This is a genomic window from Pseudomonas sp. S3E12 (genome assembly GCF_001702295.1).
Classification (GTDB): domain Bacteria; phylum Pseudomonadota; class Gammaproteobacteria; order Pseudomonadales; family Pseudomonadaceae; genus Aquipseudomonas; species Aquipseudomonas marginalis.
The window spans coordinates 186,223-212,478 of the sequence record NZ_MBDT01000029.1; the positions used below are offsets into that span (position 1 = coordinate 186,223).

Consider the following 26,256-nt stretch of genomic DNA (forward strand, 5'->3'; position numbering starts at 1 on the left):
TGTCAGGCGATTGGCCCGCGCGGATAGCGTCTAAGCTTCTCGAGCAGCTCTGCACCGGGGATCGGCCGGTCGAACAGGTAGCCCTGGCCAACGTCGCAACGGTGCCGACGCAGGAACGCCAGTTGCTCGGCGGTCTCGATGCCTTCGGCCACCACCTTGAGCTTGAGGTTGTGGGCCATGGCGATCACGGCCGAGGTGATTTCCATGTCGTCCTGGTTGTCCGGGATTTCGTGGATAAAGCTGCGGTCGATCTTGATGATGTCGATGGGGAATTTTTTCAGGTAGCTCAGCGACGAGTAGCCGGTGCCGAAGTCGTCCATGGCCAGGGTCAGGCCGAAGCTCTTGAGCTGGTCCAGTTGCAGGCGCGTGTCTTCGGTTGCTTCCAGCAGCAGGCCTTCGGTCAGCTCCAGTTCCAGCAGGTTGGCCGGCAGCTGTTCTTCCTTGAGGATCGTGGCGATCGAGGCCACCAGGTCCGGGTCGGAGAATTGCTTGGGCGACAGGTTGATCGCCACCTGCAGATTGCCCAGGCCGGCGGCGCTCAGTTGCTTGCTCATGCGGCAGGCCTGGCGCGCGATCCATTTGCCGATCGGGATGATCAAGCCGGTTTCTTCGGCGACGCTGATGAACTGATCGGGGCGGATCATGCCCTTTTCCGGATGGTTCCAGCGCAACAGCGCTTCCATGCCCAGCAAGCGGCCGCTGCGCAGGCACAGTTTGGGCTGGTAAAACACATCCAGCTCGTTCTGGGTCAGGGCACGACGCAGGTTGTTCTCCACAAACAGCTTGTAGCTGGCCTCGGCATTCAAGGCTTCGGTGAACACCTGTACCTGGTGTTTGCCGTTGGCCTTGGCTTTGTGCAGCGCCAGGCCGGCGTTGCGCATCAGGGTCTGCGGGTCGCGGCCGTGCAGCGGCGCACAGGCCAGGCCCACGGAGCCGGTGACGCTGATCAGTTGGTTGTCGACGAACATCGGTTTGTCTAGGGTCGCCAGCAACTGGCTGGCCACCTGCTGGCCGGTTTCCAGGTCAGTGTCGTCCAGCAGCACCGCAAACTCGTTACTGGCAAAACGCGCCAGGCTGCCGCCGGCACTCAGGCTGTTGCGCAGGCGGCGGGCCAGGCTGATCAGCAGCTTGTCGCCGGTCTGGTGGCCGAGGCTGTCGTTGATGCGCTTGAAGTTGTCGATGTCCACCAGCAACAGGCTGATCGGGCTGTCGCTGTCGCGGGCAAAGCGCTCATCGAGGTTGCGGATGAATGCCGGACGGTTGCCCAGGTTGGTCAGGTTATCGGTGTAGGCCAGGCGTTCGATGCGCTGCTGGGCCAGCTTGTTCTGGGTGATGTCTTCGTAGATGCCGATGTAGTGGGTCAGCTCACGGTTGTCGCCATACACCTTGGAAATCGACAGCTGGCCCCAGTAGGGTTCGAGGTTTTTGCGTCGGCTCTTGAACTCGCCCTGCCAGCTGTTGCTCTTGGCCAGGCTCGACGGTGCGTCGAACAGCAGTTCGCTGAGGTTTTCCAGGGCCGGCAGCTGGGCCAGGCGGTGGCCGTGGACCTCTTCGGCGCTGTATTGGGTAATCGCGGTAAAGCTTGGGTTGACGTACTCCACCACGCCGTCGCAGTTGACCAGCAAAAAGGCATTGGCACTTTGCTCCACGGCACGTTGGAACAGGTGCAGGGCGCTGGTGGCGGTACGGCGGTTGTGGTTGTTGATCACTTGCGCGAACTGGTCAGCCAGTTCGCCGGCAAAGGCAATTTCATCGGCCTGCCAGACACGTGAGCTGCCACCCTGTTCCAGGCACAGCACACCGACCACCTGGCCATCGACGCGGATGCTCGCATCGAGCATGGCGTGGATATCCTTGGCGCGCAGGTTCTCGGCCATTTCCCGGGTGCGCGGGTCTCGCATCGCGTTGGTCGCGTCGATTGCCCGGCTGGTGTGCAGGGCTTCCAGGTAATCCGGAAAGCAACTGGCGTCGATGGGCTCAGGCAGGTGGTGCTGCTGGTCATCGCGGTGGTAGGCCGAGATCGGTACCAGGCGCTGGCCTTCGAGGTTCCAGATGCTGGCGCAGTCGATCTGGTAGATGTCACAGGCGCTGCGGGTGATCAGCTCTGCGGCTTCCTGCAGCGAATTGTTGGCGGTGTAGCGCTGGCGGGCCAGCAACAGGATCAGCTCCTGCTGGGCGCGCACCCGCTCCAGGTGCTGCAGTTGTTCCTGCTGGGCGCGCTGGTTGAGCTCCAGGGCGATCTGCAGGCGGCTGTTCTGGCTTTCCAGATCCTCCGTCGGTGCGGGCAGGGAGATTTCGTTGAACAGGCCGTCGACCACCATCAGGTAGCCGCGCAGCAGGTGGCGATTGTGCTGTTTGTAGGCTTCACCCATTTCCAGCAGGCTCAGGGGACCATCGTTGGTGTGCAGGGTGTAGCGCACCAGGTAGTGAGGGCTGTCGCTCAGTTGCTGTTGGATGGTGTCGTGCAGTTGGTAGCGCGCCTGAGGCTCCATCAGGCTGGCGAAGGGGGTGCCGAGCAGCGCACACAGCTCGACCGCCGACAGGCCGAATTGGCGCTCGCAGTTAGGGTCGAGGTACAGAAGGGCCCAGCTTGCCTCATTAAGCCGCTCGAAACGCAGCATACCGAGGCGCGAAGGCACCGGTAACTGCGTCACTACCTCGGCCGCCATACGGGCGACATCGGGTTGGCTTTTCATGGGGGGAACTCACTTCAAATAACGCGCACGGCGCCGGGCTCACGCCCTCTTTACTGTTGCCTGCGGCAAGGTTGCATCATGCGGCGCGGGCTGACAAGAGAGGATGAAGGCTAAGTGCTATAAGGGGGTTATCGGCCGGGCGGGGGAATTCTTCAGTCAGGATGACAGAAGGTGTACAACCCTGTTCTGTCTGTAGAGAAAAGCAAAAAAAGCCCCGCCAAATTGACGGGGTTGAGGTACGAGCGTGGCGCTCGGAAATCGGTGCAACCAGGCCTCCCCGATGAAAGGGAGGCCGCTTTGGCTTATAGCAGGATGGTGCGGATGTCGTTCAGCAACTGGCTCAGGCGCTGGGTGAAGCGTGCAGCGGCCGCGCCGTTGATCACACGGTGATCGTAGGACAGCGACAGTGGCAGCATCAGCTTGGGCTGGAATGCTTTACCGTCCCAGACTGGCTGGATGGTGGCCTTGGAAACACCCAGGATCGCCACTTCCGGCGCGTTGACGATTGGCGTGAAGCCTGTACCGCCAATGTGACCGAGGCTGGAGATGGTGAAGCAAGCGCCTTGCATGTCGTCTGCGGTGAGCTTCTTGTCACGGGCCTTGGCCGCCAGTGCAGCAGCCTCGGCGGCAAGCTGCAGCAGGCTCTTCTGGTCGACGTTCTTGATGACCGGTACCAGCAGGCCATCCGGCGTGTCGACGGCAAAGCCTACGTGCACGTACTTCTTGCGGATGATCGCCTTGCCGCTTGGCGCCAGCGAACTGTTGAAGTCCGGCAGCTCCTTGAGCAGGTGCGCGCAGGCCTTGAGCAGCAGCGGCAGCACGGTCAGTTTCACGCCGGCCTTCTCGGCCACGGCTTTCTGCGCAACGCGGAAAGCTTCCAGGTCGGTGATGTCGGCCTGGTCGAACTGGGTCACGTGCGGGATGTTCAGCCAGCTGCGGTGCAGGCTCGACGCGCCGATCTGCATCAGGCGGGTCATCGGCACTTCTTCGGTCTCGCCGAAGCGGCTGAAGTCCACCACCGGGATCGGTGGAATGCCCGCGCCGCCAGTAGCAGTGCCGGCAGCCGGAGCTTCCTTGGCTTTCTGCATCATGGCTTTGACGTAGACCTGCACGTCTTCCTTCAGCACGCGACCGTGGGGGCCGGTGGCCGACACAGCGTTCAGCTCGACGCCGAATTCACGCGCCAGTTGGCGAACCGCCGGGCCTGCGTGAACCTTGGCACCGCTTGGCGCCGGTGCGGCAGCCGCAGGGGCCGGAGCGGCTTCGGCTTTTGCAGCAGGCGCAGGGGCGGCAGCGGCCGGAGCGGCTTCAGCCTTGGCCGCCGGAGCAGCAGCCGGTGCTGGAGCAGCAGCAGGCGCAGCGCCCTGTACTTTCAGCTTGAGGATGAAGTCGCCCGTGCCGACTTCGTCTTCCAGCTTGACCGCGATGCTTTCCACCACGCCGGCAGCCGGCGATGGGATTTCCATGGAGGCCTTGTCGGACTCCAGGGTGATCAGCGACTGGTCGGCTTCGACGGTGTCGCCGACCTTGACCAGCAGCTCGATGATCTTGGCCTTGCCCGACGAGCCGATGTCCGGAACATGAATGTCCTGGACGGTGGCTTCGGCCGGCGCGGCAGCCGGAGCTGCAGGAGCCTCGGCAGCGGCGGCAGGTTTTTCCGCGGCAGGTGCCGGAGCAGCAGCGGCAGCAGGAGCCGCCGCAGGGGCCGCATCAGCGGCACCTTCGATTTCCAGTTCCAGCAGTTCGTCGCCTTCTTTCAGGCGGTCGCCCAGCTTCACTTTCAGGCTCTTGACCACGCCGGCCTTGGGAGCAGGGATTTCCATGCTCGCCTTGTCCGATTCCAGGGTCAGGATGCTCTGGTCGGCTTCGACGGTGTCGCCGACCTTTACAAACAGCTCGATTACTTCACCTTCACCGCTGCCGATGTCAGGTACGCGAATGAGTTCGCTCACAAAAAGTCTCCTCAGCAGTCCAGTGGGTTGCGTTTTTCCGGGTTGATCCCGAACTTGACGATAGCGTCAGCTACCACCTTGGGTTCGATCTCACCGCGGTCAGCCAAGGCTTCCAGGGCTGCCAACACCACGAAGTGACGGTCGACTTCGAAGAAGTGACGCAGCTTCTTGCGGCTGTCACTGCGACCGAAACCGTCAGTGCCCAGGACTTTGAATTCCTTGGACGGGACCCACTGGCGAATTTGTTCAGCAAACAGTTTCATGTAGTCGGTAGAGGCAATGACTGGACCTTTACGGCCGGCCAGGCACTCTTCGACATAGCTCTGCGCAGGCTTCTGGCCCGGGTGCAGGCGGTTGTTGCGCTCTACGGCCAGGCCGTCGCGACGCAGTTCGTTGAAGCTGGTAACGCTCCAGACGTCGGCACCGACGTTGAACTCTTCACGCAGGATCTTCGCCGCTTCACGGACTTCACGCAGGATGGTGCCGGAGCCCATCAGCTGCACGTGGTGCGCCGCTTCCTTGGTGTCTTCTTCGAGCAGGTACATGCCCTTGATGATGCCTTCTTCCACGCCGGCCGGCATGGCTGGCTGCTGGTAGGACTCGTTCATCACGGTGATGTAGTAGAAAACGTCCTGCTGCTCTTCGGTCATCTTCTTCATGCCGTCCTGGATGATCACCGCCAGCTCATAGCCGTAGGTTGGATCAAAGGTGCGGCAGTTCGGGATGGTGGCAGCCAGGATGTGGCTGTGACCGTCTTCGTGTTGCAGGCCTTCGCCGTTCAGTGTGGTGCGGCCGGCGGTACCGCCGATCAGGAAACCACGGGTACGGCTGTCGCCCGCTGCCCAAGCCAGGTCGCCGATACGCTGGAAACCGAACATCGAGTAGAAGATGTAGAACGGCAGCATCGGCTGGTTGTGGCTGGAGTACGAAGTACCGGCAGCGATGAAGGAGCTCATGGCGCCCGCTTCGTTGATGCCTTCTTCGAGGATCTGGCCCTTCTTGTCTTCCTTGTAGAACATCACCTGGTCTTTATCGACTGGCTCGTAGAGCTGGCCGACGGAGGAGTAGATGCCCAACTGACGGAACATGCCTTCCATACCGAAGGTACGGGCTTCGTCCGGGATGATCGGCACGATACGCGAGCCGATTTCCTTGTCCTTGACCAGCTGCGCGAGGATCCGCACGAAGGCCATGGTGGTGGAGATTTCACGGTCGCCCGAGCCGTCCAGGATTGCCTTGAGGGTATCCAGCGGAGGTGTCGGGATGTTGAAGCTCTTGGCGCGGCGCTGTGGCACGAAACCGCCCAGTGCGGTACGACGCTCGCTCAGGTAGCGGGCTTCGGCGCTGTTTGCCTCAGGCTTGAAGAACGGCAGGTTCTCCAGCTCTTCGTCCTTGACCGGGATGTCGAAGCGGTCGCGGAACAGCTTCAGGCTTTCAACATCAACCTTCTTGGTGTTGTGCGCAGTGTTTTTCGCTTCGCCGGCACCGGTGCCATAACCCTTGATGGTCTTGGCCAGGATGACGGTCGGTTGTTCTTTGTGGTTGACCGCTTCGTGGTACGCAGCATAGACCTTGTACGGGTCGTGGCCGCCACGGTTGAGTTTCCAGATCTCGTCGTCGGACAGGTCGGCAACCATCGCCTTGAGTTCAGGCGTGTTGAAGAAATGTTCACGTACGAACGCGCCGTCTTTGGCCTTGTAGTTTTGGTACTCGCCGTCGATGACTTCGTCCATGCGACGTTGCAGGATACCGTCGACGTCCTTGGCCAGCAGTGGGTCCCAGAAACGGCCCCAGATGACCTTGGTCACGTTCCACTGGGCACCGCGGAACACGCCTTCGAGTTCCTGGATGATCTTGCCGTTGCCGCGAACCGGGCCGTCGAGGCGCTGCAGGTTGCAGTTGATGACGAAGATCAGGTTGTCCAGCTTCTCGCGGCCGGCCAGGGAGATGGCACCCAGGGATTCCGGCTCGTCGCACTCGCCGTCGCCCAGGAAGCACCAGACTTTCTGCTTGCCTTCCGGGATGAAGCCACGGGCTTCCAGGTACTTCATGAAACGTGCCTGGTAGATCGCCTGGATCGGGCCCAGGCCCATGGATACCGTCGGGAACTGCCAGAAATCAGGCATCAGCCAAGGGTGCGGGTAGGACGACAGGCCCTGACCGTCGACTTCCTGGCGGAAGTTGTTCATTTGCTCTTCGCTGATGCGGCCTTCCATGAACGCACGGGCATAGACGCCTGGCGAGGTGTGGCCCTGGAAGTAGATCAGGTCGCCGCCGTGTTCTTCGGTCGGGGCCTGGAAGAAGTAGTTGAAGCCGATGTCATACAGGGTTGCGCTGGAAGCGAAGCTGGAGATGTGACCGCCCAGGTCAGAATCTTTCAAGTTCGTGCGCATTACCATCGCCATGGCGTTCCAACGTACCAGCGAGCGAATGCGGCGTTCCATGAACAGGTCGCCAGGCATGCGTGCTTCGTGGGTGACGGGGATGGTGTTGCGGTATGGCGTGGTGATGGCGTAGGGCAGTTGCGAGCCGCTGCGGGTCGCGAGTTCGCCCATACGGGTCATCAGGTAGTGAGCACGGTCTTCGCCTTCTTTGTCGAGAACCGATTCCAGGGCGTCCAGCCATTCCTGGGTTTCGACGGGATCGAGGTCTTGCATGGCTTGCTCCAGGGCGGAAAGGCTACCAGAATCGGTTGCCTGAAGTTTGCGACTGGCCTTGTGGGCAGACGACATAAATTCTTGGATGGCCGAAGGTTGCTTCGGCGTCCTGTAGTTTTACTACAAATCGTCGGCCATTTCAGCCTTTCGAATGTATATACGAGTAGTAAAACTACACAAGACCGAGCGGATTGCTCGGTCTGGCTGGTGAGCATAATCGTTATTGTTGATCTTTTGCGAACAAGAAAAGGTAGAAGTTTAATGTTGCCTGCCAAAAATTACATATTTTCAGCTATTTATCACCTTTGTTCGACAGTCCTTCATCGAGCGCGGTGCCTGCCTTCACAGCAGCAGGCCATTTACACGCCGACCAAGGATAGACCATGAGCCTTCCAACGCTGGCCGAACTGCCGGCCATTCTGTTGCCAAAAGCCCAGCGGGCCGAGCAGTCATTTCGTGACGCCGTGGCCGCGCTGGACGACGATCATGGCCTTTCTGCGTGGACGCCGCAACGGTGGGCCGACTTCGCCCGGGTGTGCGCCGCCAGTGATTTCGTCATTGAACAGAGTGTTCGTGACCCTTTGATGTTGCTCGAACTGGTGGCCTGGGGCGAGCTGGACCGCGGCTTTGCGCCGGGCGAGCTGTGCGGGCAGATTGCCGGTGCCGTGCAACAGGCCGAAACAGAAGATGAGCTGGGCCGCGTACTGCGTCGCCAGCGTACCCGTCAGCAAGTGCGCATTATCTGGCGCGACCTGACCCGCCAGGCCGACCTGGTGCAAACCTGTCGTGACCTCTCCGACATGGCCGACGCCAGTATCGACCAGGCCTACCAATGGCTGTACCAGCGCCACTGTGTGCAATTCGGCACGCCGACCGGGCGGCGCAGCGGCGAACCGCAGCACATGGTCATCCTCGGCATGGGCAAGCTCGGCGCGGTGGAGCTGAACCTCTCGTCGGATATCGACCTGATCTTCGCCTACCCCGAGGGCGGCGAAACCGTGGGCGTGAAGCGCTCCCTGGATAACCAGGAGTTCTTTATTCGCCTTGGTCAAAAATTGATCAAGGCCCTCGACCCGATGACCGTCGACGGCTTTGTGTTCCGTGTCGACATGCGCCTGCGCCCCTACGGTTCGGCCGGTGCCCTGGTGCTCAGCTTCAATGCGCTGGAGCAGTACTACCAGGACCAGGGTCGCGACTGGGAGCGCTACGCCATGATCAAGGCGCGTGTGGTTGCCGGTGACCAGGTGGCCGGTGCGCAACTGCTCGATATGCTGCGGCCGTTCGTGTACCGCCGTTACCTGGACTTTTCCGCCATCGAGGCGCTGCGCACCATGAAGCAGCTGATCCAGCAGGAAGTCCGGCGCAAAGGCATGGCCGACAATATCAAGCTGGGCTCGGGTGGCATCCGCGAAGTGGAATTTATCGCCCAGGCGTTCCAGCTGATCCATGGCGGCCGCGACCTCAGCCTGCAGCAACGGCCGCTGCTCAAGGTGCTCGGCACCTTGGAAGGCCAGGGCTACCTGCCGCCGGCGGTGATCGCCGAGTTGCGCAATGGCTATGAATTCCTGCGTTACACCGAACATGCGATCCAGGCGATTGCCGACCGCCAGACCCAAATGCTGCCGGACAGCCCTGAAGACCAGGCGCGCATTGCCTTTATGCTCGGGTTTGCCGACTGGGCGGCCTTCCATGAGCGCCTGATGCATTGGCGTGGCCGTGTGGACTGGCACTTCCGCCAGGTGATTGCGGATCCTGATGAAGAAGAAGGCGCGGAAAGCGAGTTGGTCGTGGGCGGAGAATGGCTGCCGCTGTGGGAAGAGTCCCAGGATGAAGAGGCCGCTTGCCGTCAATTGGCTGAAGGCGGCTTCACCGACGCCACCAAGGCCCTTAAAGCCTTGGCCAGCCTGCGCAACAGCCCGCAACTGCGGGCCATGCAGCGCCTGGGGCGTGAACGCCTGGATGCCTTTATCCCGCGCTTGCTGGCCCAGGCTGTCGAGCACGCCAACCCGGACTTGGTGCTGGAGCGTGTACTGCCGCTGGTGGAGGCCGTCGCCCGGCGTTCCGCCTACTTGGTGCTGCTGACGGAAAACCCCGACGCCCTGCGCCGCCTGCTGACCCTGTGCGCCGCCAGTCCATGGATCGCCGAGCAGATCACGCGCTTCCCGCTGCTGCTGGATGAGTTGCTCAACGAAGGCCGTTTGTTCAAGCCACCGCTGGCGCCGGAACTTGCCGCTGAGTTGCGCGAGCGCCTTACGCGCATCCCCGAGGATGACCTTGAACAGCAGATGGAAGCCCTGCGGCACTTCAAGCTGGCCCACCGCCTGCGCGTGGCCGCGTCGGAAATCGCTGGCAGCCTGCCGTTGATGAAAGTCAGCGACTACCTGACCTGGCTCGCCGAAGCCATCCTCGAACAAGTGCTGGCCCTGGCCTGGCGCCAGACGGTCGCGCGCCACGGCTCGCCGCAGCGCTTGGACGGTACCTTGTGCGATCCTGGGTTCATCATTGTCGGTTATGGGAAAGTCGGCGGCATCGAACTGGGGCATGGTTCGGACCTGGACCTGGTGTTTATCCACGATGGCGACCCGCAGGCCGAGACCGACGGCGCCAAGCCGATCGACGGCGCGCAGTTCTTTACGCGCCTGGGCCAGCGGATCATTCATCTGCTGACCACCCAGACCAACTCCGGCCAATTGTATGAAGTCGACATGCGCCTGCGACCATCCGGCGCATCCGGGTTGCTGGTCAGTTCCCTCGGGGCGTTTGACCGCTATCAACAAAATGAAGCATGGACCTGGGAACATCAGGCCCTGATCCGCGCGCGGGTGCTGGTGGGCAGCCAGGATGTGGGCCAGGCATTCGAGCAGGTACGGGCTAAAGTGCTGGGGCGTGAGCGCGACTTGGCGAAGTTGCGCCAGGAGGTCAGCGAGATGCGCGCCAAGATGCGTGACAACCTGGGTACCAAGGCCACGGCGGCCGGCACCGGCGCCAATGCCTTCGACGCCACGGTGCTGTTCGACCTCAAGCAGGACGCCGGAGGTATCGTCGATATTGAATTTATGGTGCAATACGCGGCTTTGGCGTGGTCTGCGCAACATCCTTCGTTGCTGCGCTATACCGACAATATCCGCATTCTGGAAGGCCTCGAGCAGGTGGGCTTGATGCCCGCCGCCGATGCCCATCTGCTGCGCGAGGTGTATAAGGCCTACCGTTCCGCCGCGCATCGCCAGGCCTTGCAGAACGAGGCCGGTACGGTACCCGGTGATCAGTTCGCTGACGAACGGCGCCAGGTGATGCGAATCTGGCAGGCGCTGGGGTTGGGTTGAAACACTATTAGGGCGGGGAGGCATAAGCCTCCCCGCATCGTTTGTGGAAACTACATGAATATTCTGATCGTTGGGCCCAGTTGGGTCGGTGACATGGTGATGGCACAGACACTGTTCCAGAGCCTGCGTATGCGCTACCCGGACTGCCAGATCGACGTGCTCGCCCCCGAGTGGAGCCGGCCGATCCTCGAGCGCATGCCCGAAGTGCGCAAGGCCTTGAGCTTTCCGCTCGGCCACGGAGCCCTGGAACTGGCGACCCGCCGCCGCATCGGCAAATCCCTGGCGGGCCAGTACGACCAGGCGATCCTGTTGCCCAACTCGCTCAAATCGGCGCTGGTGCCGTATTTTGCCGGTATCCCCAAGCGCACCGGCTGGCGCGGTGAGTTTCGCTACGTCCTGCTCAACGACGTGCGCACCCTGGACAAGGCGCGCTACCCGCTGATGATCGAACGCTTCATGGCCCTGGCCTATGCGCCGGGCGCCGAGCTGCCCAAGCCGTACCCGCGCCCCAGCCTGCAGATCGACCCGGTGACCCGCGATGCGGCACTGGCCAAGTTCGGCCTGGCCCTGGATCGTCCGGTGTTGGCCCTGTGCCCTGGTGCGGAGTTTGGCGAGTCCAAGCGCTGGCCGTCGGACCACTACGCCAAAGTCGCCGAGATGAAGATTCGCGAAGGTTGGCAGGTGTGGTTGTTCGGTTCGAAAAACGATCACTCGGTGGGTGAAGACATTCGCCAGCGCCTGATCCCGGGCCTGCGCGAAGAGGCCGTCAACCTCAGTGGCGACACGTCCCTGGCCGAGGCCATCGACTTGCTGTCCTGTGCGGACGCTGTGGTGTCCAACGACTCCGGCCTGATGCATGTGGCCGCTGCGCTGAACCGCCCGTTGGTGGCGGTGTACGGCTCCACCTCGCCGGGCTTTACCCCGCCGCTGGCCGACCAGGTCGAAGTGGTGCGCCTGGGGCTGGAGTGCAGCCCGTGCTTTGATCGCACCTGCCGCTTCGGCCATTACAACTGCCTGCGCCAATTGCTGCCGCAGCCGGTAACCGATGCCTTGCAGCGATTGCAGGGCGACGTGGTCGAGGTTCACTGAGTTGCGGGTACTGGTAATCAAGACCTCATCCCTGGGCGACGTGATCCACGCCTTGCCGGCACTGACCGACGCGGCACGGGCGATCCCCGGCATTCGCTTCGACTGGGTGGTGGAAGAAGGCTTTGCTGAAATCCCCACCTGGCATCCGGCGGTGGACAAGGTGATCCCGGTGGCGATCCGCCGCTGGCGCAAGAACCTCTGGCAAACCTTCAAGAGCGGCGAGTGGCGGCGCTTCAAGCAGCAAGTCCAGTCGACCAAGTACGATCTGGTGATCGATGCCCAGGGCCTGTTCAAAAGCGCCTGGCTGACCCGCTACGTGCGGGCTCCGGTGGCTGGTTTCGATAAACACTCGGCCCGTGAGCCGATTGCGGCGCGCTTCTACTCGCGGCGCCTGGCCGTGGCCCGTGGGCAGCATGCGGTGGAGCGTTTGCGTCAACTGTTCGCCGTGGCCCTCGGCTATGACTTGCCCAAAGGCTTGGGTGACTACGGCCTCAGCACCGAAAAACTGCTCGGCCTGCCGCCGAAAAAGCCCTTCGTCCTGCTGCTGCACGGCACCACCTGGGACACCAAGCATTGGCCCGAAGCCTACTGGCGCGAGTTGGCTGAACGCATGGGCCGCCTCGGCGTGGACGTGAAGTTGCCCTGGGGCAACGCCGCCGAAAAGGCCCGGGCTGAGCGCTTGGCCCAAGGCCTGAACAACGCCGAAGTGCTGCCCAAGCTGAACCTGGCCGGCGTGGCCCGGGTATTGGCCGGCGCCCGCGCCTGCGTGGCGGTGGACACCGGGCTGGGGCATTTGGCGGCGGCGCTGGATGTGCCGACCATTTCCCTGTTCGGCCCCACCAATCCCGGCCTGACCGGCGCCTACGGCAAGGGCCAGATTCACCTGGCCAGCGACTTTGCCTGTGCGCCGTGCCTGCAAAAACAATGTACCTATCAACCGACGGCCGACGACCTGCGTCGGTTCGACATCAAGCGCGAGTCGCCCCTGTGTTTCACGCGCCTGAACCCTGAGCGTGTGGCAACCCGGCTGAGCACGTTGTTACTGGCTGAGGAGCTGCACTGATGCAACTGGCTTTTGTTCTGTACAAATATTTCCCCTTCGGCGGCCTGCAGCGCGATTTCATGCGCATCGCCCTGGAGTGCCAGCAGCGCGGCCATCAGATTCGTGTCTACACGCTGATCTGGGAGGGCGACATTCCGCCCGGCTTCGAAGTGCTGGTGGCGCCGGTCAAGGCGTTCTTCAACCATCGGCGCAACGAGAAGCTCAGCGCCTGGATGCAGGCCGACCTGGCCAAGCGCCCGGTGGACCGCCTGATCGGCTTCAACAAGATGCCCGGCCTGGACGTGTACTACGCTGCCGACGGCTGCTTCGAAGACAAGGCACAAAACCTGCGCCATTCGCTGTACCGCAGTTTTGGCCGCTATCGCCACTTTGCCGAGTACGAGCGCGCGGTGTTTGCCAAGGGTGCCAAGACCGAAGTCTTGATGATTTCCGAAGTGCAGCAGCCGCTGTTCATCAAGCATTACGACACGCCGCTGGAGCGTTTCCACCTGCTGCCACCGGGCATTGCCCAGGACCGCCGCGCGCCGCCGAATGCGGCCGAGATTCGTGAAGGCTTCCGCAAGGAGTTCAACCTGGGCGATGACGACCTGCTGCTGGTGCAGATCGGTTCCGGCTTCAAGACCAAGGGCGTCGACCGCAGCCTGAAAGCGCTGGCCGCATTGCCGGCTGAGCTGAAAAAACGCACGCGCCTGTTTGTCATCGGCCAGGACGACCCCAAGGTATTCCAACTGCAAAGCGCCACCCTCGGGCTGGGCGATAACGTGCAGTTCCTCAAGGGGCGCAGCGATATTCCGCGCTTCCTGCTGGGTGCCGACCTGTTGATCCACCCGGCGTACAACGAAAACACCGGCACCGTGTTGCTCGAAGCCCTGGTGGCCGGGTTGCCGGTGCTGGTCTCGGCGGTGTGTGGTTATGCCCATTACATCGCCGAAGCCGACAGCGGCCTGGTGCTGGACGAGCCGTTTGAACAGGCTCAGTTGAACCAGTACCTGGCGCAGATGTTGACCGATTCTGCACAGCGCGCGGCCTGGGGCCGCAATGGGTTGGCCTTCGCCGAGACGGCCGACCTCTACAGCATGCCGCAGCACGCTGCGGATGTGATTCTGGCGGAGCCAAAACGATGAAGTTGATTCTTGCCGAACCGTTCAAGACGTTATGGGCCGGGCGTGATGCCTTCGCCGAAGTCGAAAAACTGCAAGGCCAGGTATTCCGTGAACTGGCGGCGCGTCGCACGCTGCGCACCGAGGTGGATGGCCGCCCGTATTTCGTCAAAATCCACCGCGGCATCGGCTGGGCGGAAATCTTCAAGAACTTGATCACCGCCAAGCTGCCGGTGCTCGGCGCCGGCCTGGAATGGGATGCCATTCACCGCTTGCAGGCGATCGGCGTACCGACCATGACCGGCGTGGCCTTCGGCGAAAAAGGCAGCAACCCGGCGGACCAGCACTCGTTCATCATCACCGAAGAGCTGGCGCCGACCATCAGCCTTGAAGACCTGACCGTCAACTGGGTTGCCGAACCGCCCACACCTGCACTGCGCCATGCGCTCACGGCCGAACTGGCGCGCATGGTCGGCGACATGCACCGGGGCGGCGTGAATCACCGCGACTGCTACCTGTGCCATTTCCTGCTGGACACGTCCAGGCCGATCGACCCACGCAACATCAAGCTCTCGGTGATCGACCTGCACCGGGCGCAAATGCGCGCCCATCTGCCGCTGCGCTGGCGCGACAAGGACCTCTCCGCGCTGTATTACTCGGCGTTGGACATCGGCCTGACCCGGCGCGATAAATTGCGCTTCCTCAAGGGCTACTTCCGCCAGCCGCTGCGTCAGATCCTGGCCGAGCAATCGGCGTCCCTGAGCCTGATGCAGCGCAAGGCCGACAAGCTCTACGCGCGCAAGCAACGTTATGGGGATGCGATCTGATGGCGGGTTGGAACCTGGAGCCTGCCTACGCCGCCCTGGCGGATGATTTTGGAAGCCTCGAAGCGGTATTTGCCCTGCAAGGCGAGCGGCTGACCCGCGATCCGCTGTCGGAAGTGATCCGGGTGGAGCGTGGCGGGGTCAACTACTACGTCAAACGCTACACCGGCGCCGGCAAGGGCCTGCGGCGTTACCTGGGCAAGCCGCGGGTCAAGTCCGAATGGCAGAACCTCAAGCGCTTCGCCAAGTGGGGCATTCCCACCGCCGATGTGGTCGCCTGGGGCCTGGAGCGCAGCGGCCTGGCCTATGATCGTGGCGCGATGATCACCCGCGAGTTGCCGAGGACCGAAGACCTCTCTGTCCTGGCCGAACGTAAAGATGCGCGCCTGCGCGACCCCAAGTGGGTCAACGCGGTCAGCCGCCAGCTCGCCGAATACACGCGCACCATGCACGATCATCGCTTTACCCATAACGACTTGAAGTGGCGCAACCTGCTGATCGACGATCGGGCCACCCTGTACCTGATCGATTGCCCCAACGGCGATTTCTGGCGCGGTTTCTGGCTCAAGTACCGCATCACCAAGGACCTGGCCTGCCTGGACAAGGTGGCCAAGTATCACTTGTCGGCCACTCAGCGCCTGCGCTTCTACATGCAGTACCGTGGGTGTCGGCACCTGAGTGAGTCGGACAAACGGCGGATTCGCCACGTAGTGAAGTTTTTCGAGGGACGTGAATGAGTGATTTCCTGGCGGCTGAAGATCGCGCCCTGCTGGAGCGCCACGGCCTCGCGACATTCGACGCCCTGTGGGCCCGGCAACTGGACGCGGTGGACGAGCCGAACACCAGCCGTGGCGGCTGGAGCAGCGTGTTTCGCCTGGAACTCGACGGCCACGGCTATTACCTCAAGCGCCAGAGCAACTACCTCACGCGCAGCTTGCACCGGCCATTGGGCGAGCCCAGTTTCTCCCGCGAGTTCCGCAACATCAGCCGTTACCGCAAGCTCGGGATCCCGGCGCTGCAGGCGGCGTTCTATGGCGAGCGCAAAGTCGCCGGTGAGCACCGCGCGATGCTGCTGACCCGTGCCCTGGACGGCTGGAATGACCTGGATTCATTGCTGGAGCAATGGGCGCAACTCAGCGATGCCCAGCACCGCGCGATCCTGCTGGCCTGCGGTCAACTGGCGCGCCGGTTGCACAGCGTCGGCCAGGTGCATGGCTGTTTCTACCCCAAGCATATTTTCCTGCAGGCCACCGGGGACGGCTACGCCGCGCAGTTGATCGACCTGGAGAAAACCCGCCCGCTGCTGTTCGGCTGGCGTGACCGGGTCAAGGACCTGGAGCCGTTGTTGCGCCGGGCACCGCAGTGGTCGGACGCACAGGTGCGTCAATTGCTGGCGGCTTACCTCGATCAGCCCGAAGGCAGCGCCCTCGTCACCACCTGGCTGCAACGCCTGACGAAGCGGCGTAGCCACAAGGAGAACCGCTGATGCGCCTGTCCGAGTTGAAAAGCGCCGGTCGCACGCCAAGCCTGCCCCTCACTGTCGATCTCGCGGATGCCGCCGGCCCTGGCCAACTGCAACTGCTGAGCCTGTTGCGGGTGTTGCCGGGCGAGCGTTACGTGGGCGCGGCGGTATGGCGCGGGCGTCCGGTGTTGGCCAAGTTATTGGTGGGCGGCAAGGCCGCGCGGCATTTCCAGCGTGAACTCAGCGGCGTACGCCTGCTGGCCGAGCAAGGCCTGACCACCCCGCTGTTGCTCGCCGATGGCTTGCAGGACGGCGAGGGCGGCTGGCTGCTGTTCGAGTTTATCGAAGGTGCCGAGAGCCTGGCCGATGCCTGGCACGCCGTTGAAGCGCTACCGCCACTGGCCGACGAGCAAACCGCCGTGCTGGCCGAGGCCCTGGGTGCGATCGGCCAGATGCATGCCAAGGGCCTGTGGCAGGACGACCTGCACTTGGACAACCTGCTGCGCCGGGACGGCAAGCTGTACTTGATCGATGGCGCCGGCATTCGTGTTGAAGAGGCGGGCAAGCCCCTGTCGCGCGACCGCGTGCTGGAAAACCTCGGGGTGTTTTTCGCCCAGTTGCCGAAAAACCTCCAACCGTTTACCGAAGAACTGCTGGTGTACTACCTGCTGAGCAACGGCGAGCACGCCTTGCCCCTGCAAGCCCTGGAAAAACAGGTGCGCAAGGTCAGCGCCTGGCGTTTGAAGGACTTGTTGAACAAAGTGGGCCGCGACTGCACGCTGTTCAGTGTGGTGCGTGGCGCCTTTGCCTTGCGCGCGATCCGTCGCGAGGAAGAGCCGGCGATGCTGCCGGTGCTGGCGCAGGCGGATGCGTTGCTCGACCAGGGCCACCTGTACAAGACCGGTGGTGCGGCCAGCGTGGCCAAGGTCGATGTGGCCGGCCGGCCATTGGTGATCAAGCGCTACAACATCAAGGGCGTTGCCCATTGGCTCAAGCGCTTCTGGCGCCCGAGCCGCGCCTGGCATTCCTGGCGCGAAGGCAATCGCCTGGCCTTCCTTGGCATCGCCACGCCCAAGCCATTGGCCGTCCTGGAAAAGCGCTTTTTCTGGCTGCGCAGCCGCGCTTACCTGGTCACCGAATACCTGCCGGGCCCGGACATCATCGAGCGTTTCGCGCCCTATATCGAACACGGTGACGCGCCGGAAAACGAACTGCTGGCGCTGGACCAGTTGTTCGCCGAGCTGATTCGCGAGCGCATCAGCCATGGCGACTTCAAGGGCCATAACCTGTTCTGGGATAAGGATCGCTGGTCGCTGATCGACCTCGACGCGATGCGCCAACACAGCTCTGCCGCCAGCTTCGCCCCGGCGTATGCCAGGGACCGTGCGCGGTTTATGCGGAACTGGCCTGAGAGTAGTGCGTTGTATCAGCTGATTGATCAGCGTTTGCCGAAAGGGGTCCAGACTGGTGGCCCTCTGTAGCAGAGCTTGAGGGCAATATGAACGTAGAGGGGCGACCCAGAAGAACCTAAAACCTAGGATTAAATATCCCATGGCAGATGAAGAACTAACCTCTCCGCAGTTTCTGCTCTTTGAAAGTGAGAGTGAGGCGGAGCGTGTTGCAGAAGTTGTGGCAGCGAAACCGCCAAAAGGGGAGTTCAGCGACTTCATCGTCTATGTGGATGAAAGTGGCGATCACGGGATGCAGACACTTGATGTCAACTACCCCATGTTTGTTTTAGCTTTCTGTGTTTTCCATAAGAGGCACTATTGCGAAAAGGTCATCCCTGCCCTTCAAAAGTTCAAGTTCAATCATATGGGGCATGACCTTGTTGGCTTGCATGAGCTGGAAATCCGTAAGGAAAAAGGGGCGTTCTCCAGTATGTTTGTCTCTCGCCAACACAAGCATGTTTTCCTGGAGGAGCTGACCAGCATCATTGAGTCGAGCAATTTCGTCTTGATCAGTTGTGTGATTGATAAAGCTACGCTTAGAGAGCAGCAAGGCCCAATACACAACCCCTACCATCTGGCTTTGGGCTTCTGTCTTGAGACGCTTCACGAGTTTTTACATGAGAAAAATCAGCAGAGCGCACTGACGCATGTGATTTTCGAGCGTCGAGGTCGTAAAGAGGATAACGAGCTTGAGTTGGAGTTTCGTCGGATGTGCGATGGAGCCAACCGTCCAGGTATCCGCCTACCATTTGACATCGTGTTTGCCACGAAGCAGGTCAACTCTACGGGGTTGCAGCTTGCGGATCTTGTTGCGCGCCCCATCGGCATGAGCGTTTTACGACCGGGCCAGGAAAATCGTGCCTTTGACGTGCTCAAACGCAAGTTTTATTGCAGTGGAGGGCGGAGCAAGGTGGGAGAGGGCTTTGAAAATTGGGGGCTGAAAATTTTCCCTACTGCTGAAAGCGAAAAGCCCCGGTGAGACTCACCGAGGCTATAACGCCGACCGGGATCCCCCAGTCCATTTGCGGCAAATTCTATGTCCGCGATTTTAGAGTGTCAACGCGCAGCACCTGAGTAACCGACGGCCGTGGTTGTGCGAGTCTACTGACGCGTTCAATAGTAAGAACTGTTGCCTGAGCAACAGTTAACAGACAGTTGTTGCCCCAGAACGACAGTCTGCCTTCATGCGGAAACGTTATCCCATTGATTTTACGTAATAAAAATCCTGGCACGGGCTCTGCAACGCCTCCTGGTGAACCCTTTCACCGGTCGCAGCGGAGCCCTGTATGCCTTCCAGCTTTTCCTCGCTTTCCCGTTTGATCTGCCTTGGCGCCGCGCTGTTGCTGGGCCATGTCGTCAGTGTCCAGGCCGCCGAGGGCGATGAGGCCGTGCCGTCCCTGGCCGGCAAGCGCATTGCCGTGAGCATGACCGGCACCAGTCACTATTTCGATATCAAGGCGTTCCAGGCCCAGGTCGATGAGATCAAGCGCCTGGGCGGCACGCCGATCACCCTTGATGCCGGGCGTAACGACAAGAACCTGGTGACCCAGCTGCAAACCGTGGTCACCCAGAAACCCGACGCCGTGATCCAGACCCTCGGCACCCTCAGCGTGATCGACCCCTGGCTCAAGCGCATCAGCAAGGCCGGCATCCCGCTGTTCACCATCGATGCACCGTCCCAGTACAGCCTCAACAACACCACCTCCGACAACGTCGCCACCGGCAAGGCGTTGGCCGATCAGTTGATCAAGGACGCCGGCGGCAAAGGCAAGATCCTGGTGTTCAACGGTTTCTACGGCGTGCCGGTGTGTGCGATCCGTTATGACCAGTTGAAGCTGGCGCTCAAGGATTACCCCCAGCTGGAAATCATCCAGCCGGAGCTTCGCGACGTGATCCCCAACACCGTGCAGGATGCTTATTCCCAAGTCTCGGCGCTGCTCAACAAATACCCGGCGGGCAGCGTCTCTGCGATCTGGTCGGCGTGGGACATTCCGCAGTTGGGCGCGAGCAAGGCGCTGATCGATGCCAAGCGCACCGAGATCAAGACTTACGGCGTCGACGGTACGCCGGAAGTGCTGGCGCTGCTCGGCCAGGCAAATTCGCCGGTGGGGGCGGTGGTGGCGCAGCAACCGGCGTTGATCGGCAAGACCGCTGTGCAGAACGTGGCGCGCTACCTGGCCGGGCAACGTGACCTGCCGAAGGAAACCCATGTGGCCACGCTGCTGACCACCGCAGCCAACCTGGACCAGGTTCAGCAACTGCGGGGTGACTGATGCCGGCATTGCACCTGCAACACCTGCATAAACGCTTTGGCGCCACCCTGGCGCTGGATGACGCAAGCCTTAAAGTCGAACGCGGCAGCATCCACGGCCTGGTGGGGGAGAACGGTGCGGGCAAGTCGACCTTGATCAAGATCCTGGCCGGCATCCACAGGGCGGACGCGGGGCAGGTGAGTATCGACGGCCAGTCGTACGCCGCCTTGTCGCCGCGTCAGGTGGATGCGCTGGGCGTGCAGTTCATCCATCAGGAGCGCCTGTTGCCCGCCAGTTTTAACGTGGGCGAGGCGCTGTTTTTCGGGCATGAATTGCGGCGCGGGCCCTTTGTGGATCGACGCCGGCAGCAACGTGAAGCCGAGCGACTGCTGGCGGAATATTTTGATCTGCAATTGCCCGTCGGTGCGCTGGTGAGCGAGCTGAACAGCGCCGAACGCCAGGTACTGCAAATCACCCGGGCGTTGATTCGCCAGCCGAAGATCCTGGTGTTCGACGAGCCCAGCGTGGCCTTGGTCAAGCGTGAAGTCGACCAGTTGCTGCGCATCGTCAAGCGCCTGCGCGACCAGGGTTTATCCATCCTGTACATCTCCCATTACCTGCAGGAAATCGACAGTCTGTGCGATGAAGTCACGGTGCTGCGCAATGGCCGTGACGTGGCGGTGGTGCAGCCCCGGTATACGTCCAGTGCCGAGATTGCGCGGCTGATGGTCAATCGCGAGGTGCAGGAGATGTACCCCAAGGCCAAGGTTGCACTGGGAGCGCCGCTGTTGCAGGTACGCGGGTTGAGCCTGGCGCGGCGCTATCGGCAGATCGACCTGGACGTGCGGCGCGGAGAAATCGTCGGCCTGACCGGGCTGGTTGGCTCGGGAGCCAAGGAGCTGTTCAAGACACTCTTCGGTGTCGAGCGCGCCGACAGCGGCAGTGTGCATCTGGACGGGCGTTTGCTGCGCCTGCGTTCGCCGGGCCAGGCGATTGCCGAGGGCCTTGCGCTGGTGCCGGAAGAGCGGCGCAGCCAGGGGATTTCGCCAGTGCTTTCGGTACTGGAAAACCTGACGCTGGCGGGGCTCGGGCGCTTCAGCCGCTGGGGGGTGTTAAGCCGCCGCAAGGAGCAGGCGGAAAGCCTGCGGCTGATCGACGAATTGGCAATCAAGGCGCCGGGGCCCCAATCGGCCGTCAGCCAGCTCAGTGGTGGCAACCAGCAGAAGGTCGCCCTGGGGAAGTGGCTGAGCCGCCGCTCCGCGGTGTACCTGCTGGATGAGCCCTGCGTGGGCGTGGATGTGGGCGCCAAGGTGGAGATCTACCGCTTGATCGGGCGCTTGGTGGAAGAGGGGGCGGCGGTGTTGGTGTTGTCGTCGGATTTGCCGGAGTTGTTGGGGATCAGTGACCGAATCCTGGTGCTGCATCGGGGTGAGATCGCCGGTGAATTCCGTGCCGGGGAGGCGGACAGCGATCAGTTGCTGGCCTGTGCAACGGGAGCCGTGGCTGCGGCGGCTTTAAGCGCTCGAGAGGTGGAACATGCTTGAAGCGGCGACGCCTGGGTTATCGCAGCGGTTATGGGTGCTGGTGCTGCGCCGTGGGTCGGTGGGCGTGTTTGTGGCGATCCTGCTGGGGTTTGCCGTGGCTGCGCCGAATTTTCTGTCGGTGGGCAATCTGGCCAATGTGTTCAGCCAGTCGGCGATCCTCGGCGTACTGGCCTTCGGGCTCACCTGCGTGATTATCGGCGGCGGCTCGAACGTGGTGTCCGGAGGACTGGACCTGTCGCTGGCGGCCAACCTGGGGTTGTGCGCGGCGGTATTCAGCCGCCTCAATAATGCCGGCCTGGATCTCGGGTTGACGCTGCTGCTGACCCTGGGCTGCGGTTTGGCGGTCGGCTTGCTGAATGGGCTGGCCGTGGTGGTGCTGCGCTTGCCGCCGTTGCTGGCGACCCTGGCGAGCATGAATGTACTGGCCGGGCTGGAGTTGGTGCTGACAGAGAACACGGTGGTCTCCACGGACTCGCCGCTGCTGGACCTGCTCAGTGGCGGCGCCTGGTTGGGCGTACCGGCCCTGGCCTGGGTGCTGCTGGTGACGGCGGGCGTGCTGACGCTGCTGATCCAGCACTCGGCCTATGGGCTGCGCCTGCATGCGGTGGGCGAATACCCCCAGGCGGCCGAAGCGGCGGGCATTGGGGTGCCCGTCTATGTGTTGTCGAGCTATCTGCTGTCCGGTCTATGTGCCGGCGTGGCTGCGCTGTGTTCGGCGGCGTTCTTCAGCGGCAGCACCACCGGTTCCGGCGACATGCTGCTGTCGGTGGTGGCGATCGCTTTTCTCGGGGTGGTGTTTTCCCGCCGGCTGGTGGCGAGCATTCCGGGGACTTTGCTGGCGGCGCTGTTGATCGGTTTTCTGATCAATGGCTTTCAACTGCTTAACCTCTCCAGCTTCTGGGTCAATGGTGTGCAGGGCGTGTTGATCCTGCTGGTCGTCGCAGCCTCCAGTGCAGTGAACCGAGGGGCGACGGCATGAACGCACGCGCAGTATTGCCGCTGACATTGCCACTGGTGTTCACCCTGATTGTCGTGGTGTTTGCGCTGCAAGCGCCGGGCTTCCTCAGTGCGGGCAACCTGCAAAGCCTGGTGCTGAACAACTTCGTGCTGCTGGCGATTGTCGCCATCGGCATGACCTACGCGGTGGCGGCCGGTGGCATCGACCTGTCGGTGGGCACGGCGCTGGACTTTGCCAGTTTCAGCTTTGTGGTGCTGCTCAATGGCGGCCATGGCTGGGCGGTGGCGGCCACGGGCGCGCTGGCGGCGGCGCTGCTGGTGGGGCTGGTCAACGCCGGCCTGATTGCCGGGCTGCGAATCAGTCCGTTCCTGGCCACCCTGGGCACCCTGTTTATCGGCACCAGCGCCCAGCAACTGCTCTCGGACGGCGGCCAGCCGATCTATATCAGCCAAGGCTTGAAGCCTGAGCTCACTGGGCTGACGCCGCTGCTGGTGGTAGTGGGGCTGGCGCTGTTCTACGGCCTGGCCCTGGCGCGCGGACGCCTGGGCCGCGAGTTGCTGGCCCAGGGCACCCAGCCGCTGCTGGCGTATTACTCGGGGTTGTCGGTGCGGCGGATCGTCACCGTCGTGGCCCTGGCTACCGCCCTGGCCTGTGGGGTAGCGGGCGTGTTGCTCAGCTCGACAGTCAGCGCCTATGTGCCGCTGTCCGGTAACGCGTTTTTGCTCAATGCGATTGGCGCGGTGTTTATCGGCACCACCTTGAGCCGACAGGGCCGGGCAAATATTCCCGGGACGCTGCTCGGAGTGCTGTTTATCAACGTGATCGCCAACGGGCTGCTGCTGATCGGCTGGAATTTCTACTGGCAGCAGGTGGCGACCGGGGTGCTGATCTTTATCGTGCTGAGCTTCAGTTTCGCCAGCCGGCGGATGCTGGAGCGCGTCTAGTGTTGCACCCCGAAAGCTGGACTCCATCCGATGCTTGGGGTCATGAGCAAACTCCCCTTATTGCATAAACAGTTTCAGGCGACCGCATTCCGGTGGTGAGCGGCTTGCCACAGGGGGGGCCGGTTTGCTGCGCGACAGCGCGGGGCCTCCCGCATTGAAGGTGTGGTGCGTTCAGAATTGATACGCCGCACCCGCCCCGGCATACCACGAGCGCCCAGGCGCCGCCTCGTAGTAGCGGCCATTGCCATCGCCGACGATCACCGAACCGACGTACTGGCGGTCCAGCAGGTTGTCCAGGCGCAGGGTCTGGTGGAAGGTCCAGTGTTCGACCTTCTGCTCGAACCGTACGCGCCAGTTGAACACGCTGTAGCCCGGCGCGGCGTGTTGGCTGTTGGTGTCTTCGACGTAGACCTTGCTGCGGTACAGGCCTTCGACAGCGGTACTGACCCAGTCCCGGGGTTTCCAGTTCATCTCGGCGAACAGCGTGGTTTGCGGCACGCCGGGGAGATAGTTGCCTTTGTCGACGGGTTTTGCGCCGCCGACGAAGTCGCTGTCGTAGGTGGCTTGCAGGCGCGTGTAGGCGAGGTTGGTGCTCCACTGTTCGCTGAGTTGGCTTTCGATACCCAGTTCGAAGCCGCGACGCAGGGTGCGGCCGGCGTTTTGGTAGCTGGTGCGGCCGCCGAGGGACTGGTCGACCACCAGTTCATCCTCGGTGGTGATCTGGAACACAGCGGCGTTGATCCGGGTGTCGTGCACCTGGGCCTTCAAGCCCACTTCGTATTGGGTGCTTTCGGACGGTTTCAGGCCGAAATTGAAGCCCTCGACAGTGCCTGGCGCGTAGGCCATTTCGGCCTGGGTCGGCGTTTCGAAGCCTTTGCCTGCGCTGACGTAGCCGTGCAACTCGGGCGTGAACGCATACATCACGCTCATGGATGGGGTGTTTTTCCGATAGGTCTTGCTGCCGCTGGCGTCGCCATTACTCAGGAATTGATCATCGACATCCATCTGCATGGTGCTGTGACGTACGCCCGCTTGCAGGGTCCAGCGGTCGAGCGCCCAGTTGGCCTGGATGTAGGGGTCAAGGCTGCGCGCCGTGTCGATTTCATCGCGGCGTAGCTGGCCTTTTACGCCAAGGGTATTGCCGCTGTAGTTCTGATAGCCATGGCGGCTGTCTTCGCTCTGGTCGAAATCCAGCCCGGTGATGATCATCAAGTCGCCCGGTGCGCTTTCGACGGGCTGCATCCAGCGCACGCTGCCGCCGTAGAACTTGCGGTCGAATTGCACCACGCCACCGCCACGTTCGTTGGCCGGAGTGCCTTTGGGTATCGACAGATACTGAACCACACTCCGCCGCCCGGTATAGCCATTCACCTGCAGCGTCGCATCGCCGAAGTACCGCTCATAATTCATGCCCAATTGCTGATGATCGATACTTTTGCGCGTGTTGTACGTCAGCGCATTGCTGCTCACCGAACGCGGGTCGGCCTTGTAGGCGTCCCAGGTCTGCCCCAGTGGATCCTGGGTACCATTCTGTTCCAGGCTGCTGTAGATCAGCGCCAGCTTGCTGTCGTCATCCGGTTGGAAGTTGAGCTTGGCGAAGGTCTGGTCGCGACGGGCACTGCTATGGTCGCGGTAGCCGTTGGTGTCCATGCGCGATGCGTCGAGTACAAAGCCTGCCCCGTTCGCCGCGCCTTCGGCGCTCAGGTGGTTCTTGTTCAGGCCGTCGCTGCCCACCAGGGTTTCGGCGCCGATGCGTGGCGGGCCTTCGCCATCGCGGGAAAACATCTGGATCACGCCGCCGGCATTGCTGCCATACAGGGTGGCGGCCGGGCCGCGCAGCACTTCGATACGCTCGGCGGTGTCGAGGTTGAACGTGGCGGCCTGGCCCTGGCCGTCCGGGGTGCTGGCGGGGATGCCGTCGGCGATCAGCTTGATGCCACGCACACCGAAGGCCGAGCGGGCGCCGAAGCCGCGAGAGGAAATCTGCAGGTCCTGGGCATAGTTCTGGCGGTTCTGCACCACCAGGCCGGGCACGCGGGCCAGCGCTTCGGAGGCGTTGATGCCCAATTGGCCGTCGCTGATCTGCTCGCGGCCGATGCCGTCCACCGAGTACGGCAGGTCGAAGGTCGGGCTGGCGCTGCGCGAGCCGGTGACGACGCTGGGGTCGAGGGTCAGGGCTGTGTCGTCTGCCTGGACGGTGTTGCACAGGGCGAACAGGCCGGGCAATAACAGGGTGAGGCGGGTGAGGTGGTTCATGAGTCGGCCGGAATCCGTGGCGCTTAGTGTGTAAGCGCGCAAAAGGCCGCGAGTTTAGTGACTCGAGCGATTTTTATCATTTAGGAATCCGCCTACGTTGCAAGTCGGTGTTACTGCACTGGGGCTCCAGGTTTGTCGATGTTAGCGTGATCCGTTTCGGCAAATGACAATGGCCTGGGTCAAAAGGAGTGGTTCGTGAGGATTGCATCGGAAGTCTTGTGTCTGGTCGCCGGGTTGGCGCTTGCCGGTTGCGGAAGCATCAATACCGTGTTCCGCCCTGATGTCGTGACCAGCAAGAACCTCAAGGATTCACGCAGCCACTGTGAAAACGTGCCGCGTATCTACAGCGGGGTGATGTACGGGTTTTGCACCCTCAATGGCGAGCCCAAGCCTGATAAAAGCCTGAGCGACATCAGCCTGATCGACCATGGGCCCGGTGCCTTGCCGATCATCGCCATCGAATTCGCGGCCTCCGGGGTGCTGGACACGCTGATGCTGCCCTATACGATCTACCGCCAGAACAAGGACGGCAGCATCGAGATCTTCCGCTAGCCCCTCTTGCCGCTTGCCGCTAACAGCTTCCCACTGCTTTTGAGCTATAATCCCGCCCTTTAGCTGTTTCCTGCCCAGGCGGGAAGCACACTTTTTTCAGGCGCAACCCGCCTGCATGCAGACTAAAAGAGGC

General features: G+C 62.2%; 18 protein-coding genes. 14 read left to right on the forward strand and 4 right to left on the reverse strand.

Annotated features, from left to right (window positions below; all coding sequences use genetic code 11):
- Positions 1 to 2 precede the first annotated feature (2 nt).
- The 3 genes from BB029_RS22450 to aceE all read right to left on the reverse strand — a co-directional run bounded on the left by BB029_RS22450 (position 3) and on the right by aceE (position 7,305).
- The gene (locus BB029_RS22450) at positions 3 to 2,696 is read right to left on the reverse strand and encodes a bifunctional diguanylate cyclase/phosphodiesterase (protein ID WP_065940826.1); all 2,694 of its coding nucleotides are present in this window, start codon (positions 2,694 to 2,696) and stop codon (positions 3 to 5) included.
- A 302-nt stretch (positions 2,697 to 2,998) separates the two neighbouring features.
- Positions 2,999 to 4,648 carry a dihydrolipoyllysine-residue acetyltransferase gene (aceF, locus tag BB029_RS22455; RefSeq protein ID WP_065940827.1) on the reverse strand — a complete coding sequence of 550 codons (1,650 nt, stop codon included), beginning with the start codon at positions 4,646 to 4,648 and terminating at the stop codon, positions 2,999 to 3,001.
- Between the two features lie 11 nt (positions 4,649 to 4,659).
- Positions 4,660 to 7,305 carry a pyruvate dehydrogenase (acetyl-transferring), homodimeric type gene (gene aceE / locus BB029_RS22460; protein ID WP_065940828.1) on the reverse strand — a complete coding sequence of 882 codons (2,646 nt, stop codon included), beginning with the start codon at positions 7,303 to 7,305 and terminating at the stop codon, positions 4,660 to 4,662.
- Positions 7,306 to 7,688: 383 nt separating this feature from the next.
- Here aceE and glnE point away from each other — a divergent pair, with 383 nt between their 5' ends.
- The 13 genes from glnE (at position 7,689) to BB029_RS22525 (ending at position 23,315) form a co-directional block, all read left to right on the forward strand.
- Positions 7,689 to 10,628: a bifunctional [glutamate--ammonia ligase]-adenylyl-L-tyrosine phosphorylase/[glutamate--ammonia-ligase] adenylyltransferase gene (gene glnE, locus BB029_RS22465; RefSeq protein ID WP_065940829.1), complete on the forward strand. Its 2,940-nt coding sequence runs from the start codon at positions 7,689 to 7,691 to the stop codon at positions 10,626 to 10,628.
- Between the two features lie 54 nt (positions 10,629 to 10,682).
- On the forward strand, positions 10,683 to 11,717 hold the full coding sequence (waaF, locus tag BB029_RS22470; RefSeq protein WP_027604956.1) for a lipopolysaccharide heptosyltransferase II: 1,035 nt from the start codon (positions 10,683 to 10,685) through the stop codon (positions 11,715 to 11,717).
- A 1-nt stretch (position 11,718) separates the two neighbouring features.
- Positions 11,719 to 12,780, forward strand: coding sequence for a lipopolysaccharide heptosyltransferase I (gene waaC / locus BB029_RS22475; protein WP_027604955.1), 1,062 nt, complete (start codon positions 11,719 to 11,721; stop codon positions 12,778 to 12,780).
- Complete coding sequence (locus BB029_RS22480; RefSeq protein WP_065940830.1) at positions 12,780 to 13,904, forward strand: glycosyltransferase family 4 protein; 1,125 nt, start codon at positions 12,780 to 12,782, stop codon at positions 13,902 to 13,904. The genes waaC and BB029_RS22480 overlap by 1 nt, the downstream gene beginning before the upstream one ends.
- Positions 13,901 to 14,707, forward strand: coding sequence for a lipopolysaccharide core heptose(I) kinase RfaP (gene rfaP, locus BB029_RS22485; RefSeq protein WP_065940831.1), 807 nt, complete (start codon positions 13,901 to 13,903; stop codon positions 14,705 to 14,707). The genes BB029_RS22480 and rfaP overlap by 4 nt, the downstream gene beginning before the upstream one ends.
- On the forward strand, positions 14,707 to 15,441 hold the full coding sequence (locus BB029_RS22490) for a lipopolysaccharide kinase InaA family protein (protein WP_065940832.1): 735 nt from the start codon (positions 14,707 to 14,709) through the stop codon (positions 15,439 to 15,441). Before rfaP ends, BB029_RS22490 begins: the two co-directional genes overlap by 1 nt.
- Positions 15,438 to 16,190: a lipopolysaccharide kinase InaA family protein gene (locus tag BB029_RS22495; protein ID WP_027604951.1), complete on the forward strand. Its 753-nt coding sequence runs from the start codon at positions 15,438 to 15,440 to the stop codon at positions 16,188 to 16,190. Before BB029_RS22490 ends, BB029_RS22495 begins: the two co-directional genes overlap by 4 nt.
- Positions 16,190 to 17,647: a lipopolysaccharide kinase InaA family protein gene (locus BB029_RS22500; RefSeq protein WP_065940833.1), complete on the forward strand. Its 1,458-nt coding sequence runs from the start codon at positions 16,190 to 16,192 to the stop codon at positions 17,645 to 17,647. Before BB029_RS22495 ends, BB029_RS22500 begins: the two co-directional genes overlap by 1 nt.
- A 70-nt stretch (positions 17,648 to 17,717) precedes the next feature.
- Complete coding sequence (locus BB029_RS22505; RefSeq protein WP_065940834.1) at positions 17,718 to 18,596, forward strand: DUF3800 domain-containing protein; 879 nt, start codon at positions 17,718 to 17,720, stop codon at positions 18,594 to 18,596.
- Between the two features lie 307 nt (positions 18,597 to 18,903).
- Positions 18,904 to 19,890: a sugar ABC transporter substrate-binding protein gene (locus tag BB029_RS22510; RefSeq protein WP_065940835.1), complete on the forward strand. Its 987-nt coding sequence runs from the start codon at positions 18,904 to 18,906 to the stop codon at positions 19,888 to 19,890.
- A complete protein-coding gene (locus BB029_RS22515; protein WP_065940836.1) occupies positions 19,890 to 21,413 on the forward strand; it encodes a sugar ABC transporter ATP-binding protein in 1,524 nt (507 codons plus the stop codon). The genes BB029_RS22510 and BB029_RS22515 overlap by 1 nt, the downstream gene beginning before the upstream one ends.
- The gene (locus BB029_RS22520) at positions 21,406 to 22,392 is read left to right on the forward strand and encodes an ABC transporter permease (protein ID WP_065940837.1); all 987 of its coding nucleotides are present in this window, start codon (positions 21,406 to 21,408) and stop codon (positions 22,390 to 22,392) included. The genes BB029_RS22515 and BB029_RS22520 overlap by 8 nt, the downstream gene beginning before the upstream one ends.
- Entirely contained in the window at positions 22,389 to 23,315 is a 927-nt protein-coding gene (locus BB029_RS22525; protein WP_065940838.1) for an ABC transporter permease, read from the forward strand. Before BB029_RS22520 ends, BB029_RS22525 begins: the two co-directional genes overlap by 4 nt.
- A gap of 171 nt (positions 23,316 to 23,486) precedes the next feature.
- Here the strand turns inward: BB029_RS22525 and BB029_RS22530 are convergent, their stop codons facing one another.
- Positions 23,487 to 25,571, reverse strand: a complete 2,085-nt coding sequence (locus BB029_RS22530; protein ID WP_065940839.1) for a TonB-dependent receptor — start codon at positions 25,569 to 25,571, stop codon at positions 23,487 to 23,489.
- Positions 25,572 to 25,766: 195 nt separating this feature from the next.
- Between BB029_RS22530 and BB029_RS22535 the strand changes: the two genes are divergently transcribed.
- On the forward strand, positions 25,767 to 26,123 hold the full coding sequence (locus BB029_RS22535) for a YceK/YidQ family lipoprotein (protein WP_065940840.1): 357 nt from the start codon (positions 25,767 to 25,769) through the stop codon (positions 26,121 to 26,123).
- Positions 26,124 to 26,256: the final 133 nt, after the last annotated feature.

What these genes read in the sequence shown, in the direction of transcription:
- BB029_RS22480 (WP_065940830.1), top strand. Translation starts at nt 12,780, where the DNA reads ATGCAACTGGCTTTTGTTCTGTACAAATATTTCCCCTTCGGCGGCCTG.
- BB029_RS22530 (WP_065940839.1), bottom strand. Translation starts at nt 25,571, where the DNA reads ATGAACCACCTCACCCGCCTCACCCTGTTATTGCCCGGCCTGTTCGCC.
- BB029_RS22515 (WP_065940836.1), top strand. Translation starts at nt 19,890, where the DNA reads ATGCCGGCATTGCACCTGCAACACCTGCATAAACGCTTTGGCGCCACC.
- waaF (WP_027604956.1), top strand. Translation starts at nt 10,683, where the DNA reads ATGAATATTCTGATCGTTGGGCCCAGTTGGGTCGGTGACATGGTGATG.
- BB029_RS22525 (WP_065940838.1), top strand. Translation starts at nt 22,389, where the DNA reads ATGAACGCACGCGCAGTATTGCCGCTGACATTGCCACTGGTGTTCACC.
- BB029_RS22505 (WP_065940834.1), top strand. Translation starts at nt 17,718, where the DNA reads ATGGCAGATGAAGAACTAACCTCTCCGCAGTTTCTGCTCTTTGAAAGT.
- BB029_RS22495 (WP_027604951.1), top strand. Translation starts at nt 15,438, where the DNA reads ATGAGTGATTTCCTGGCGGCTGAAGATCGCGCCCTGCTGGAGCGCCAC.
- rfaP (WP_065940831.1), top strand. Translation starts at nt 13,901, where the DNA reads ATGAAGTTGATTCTTGCCGAACCGTTCAAGACGTTATGGGCCGGGCGT.
- aceE (WP_065940828.1), bottom strand. Translation starts at nt 7,305, where the DNA reads ATGCAAGACCTCGATCCCGTCGAAACCCAGGAATGGCTGGACGCCCTG.
- BB029_RS22500 (WP_065940833.1), top strand. Translation starts at nt 16,190, where the DNA reads ATGCGCCTGTCCGAGTTGAAAAGCGCCGGTCGCACGCCAAGCCTGCCC.
- BB029_RS22520 (WP_065940837.1), top strand. Translation starts at nt 21,406, where the DNA reads ATGCTTGAAGCGGCGACGCCTGGGTTATCGCAGCGGTTATGGGTGCTG.
- BB029_RS22510 (WP_065940835.1), top strand. Translation starts at nt 18,904, where the DNA reads ATGCCTTCCAGCTTTTCCTCGCTTTCCCGTTTGATCTGCCTTGGCGCC.
- glnE (WP_065940829.1), top strand. Translation starts at nt 7,689, where the DNA reads ATGAGCCTTCCAACGCTGGCCGAACTGCCGGCCATTCTGTTGCCAAAA.
- BB029_RS22490 (WP_065940832.1), top strand. Translation starts at nt 14,707, where the DNA reads ATGGCGGGTTGGAACCTGGAGCCTGCCTACGCCGCCCTGGCGGATGAT.
- BB029_RS22450 (WP_065940826.1), bottom strand. Translation starts at nt 2,696, where the DNA reads ATGAAAAGCCAACCCGATGTCGCCCGTATGGCGGCCGAGGTAGTGACG.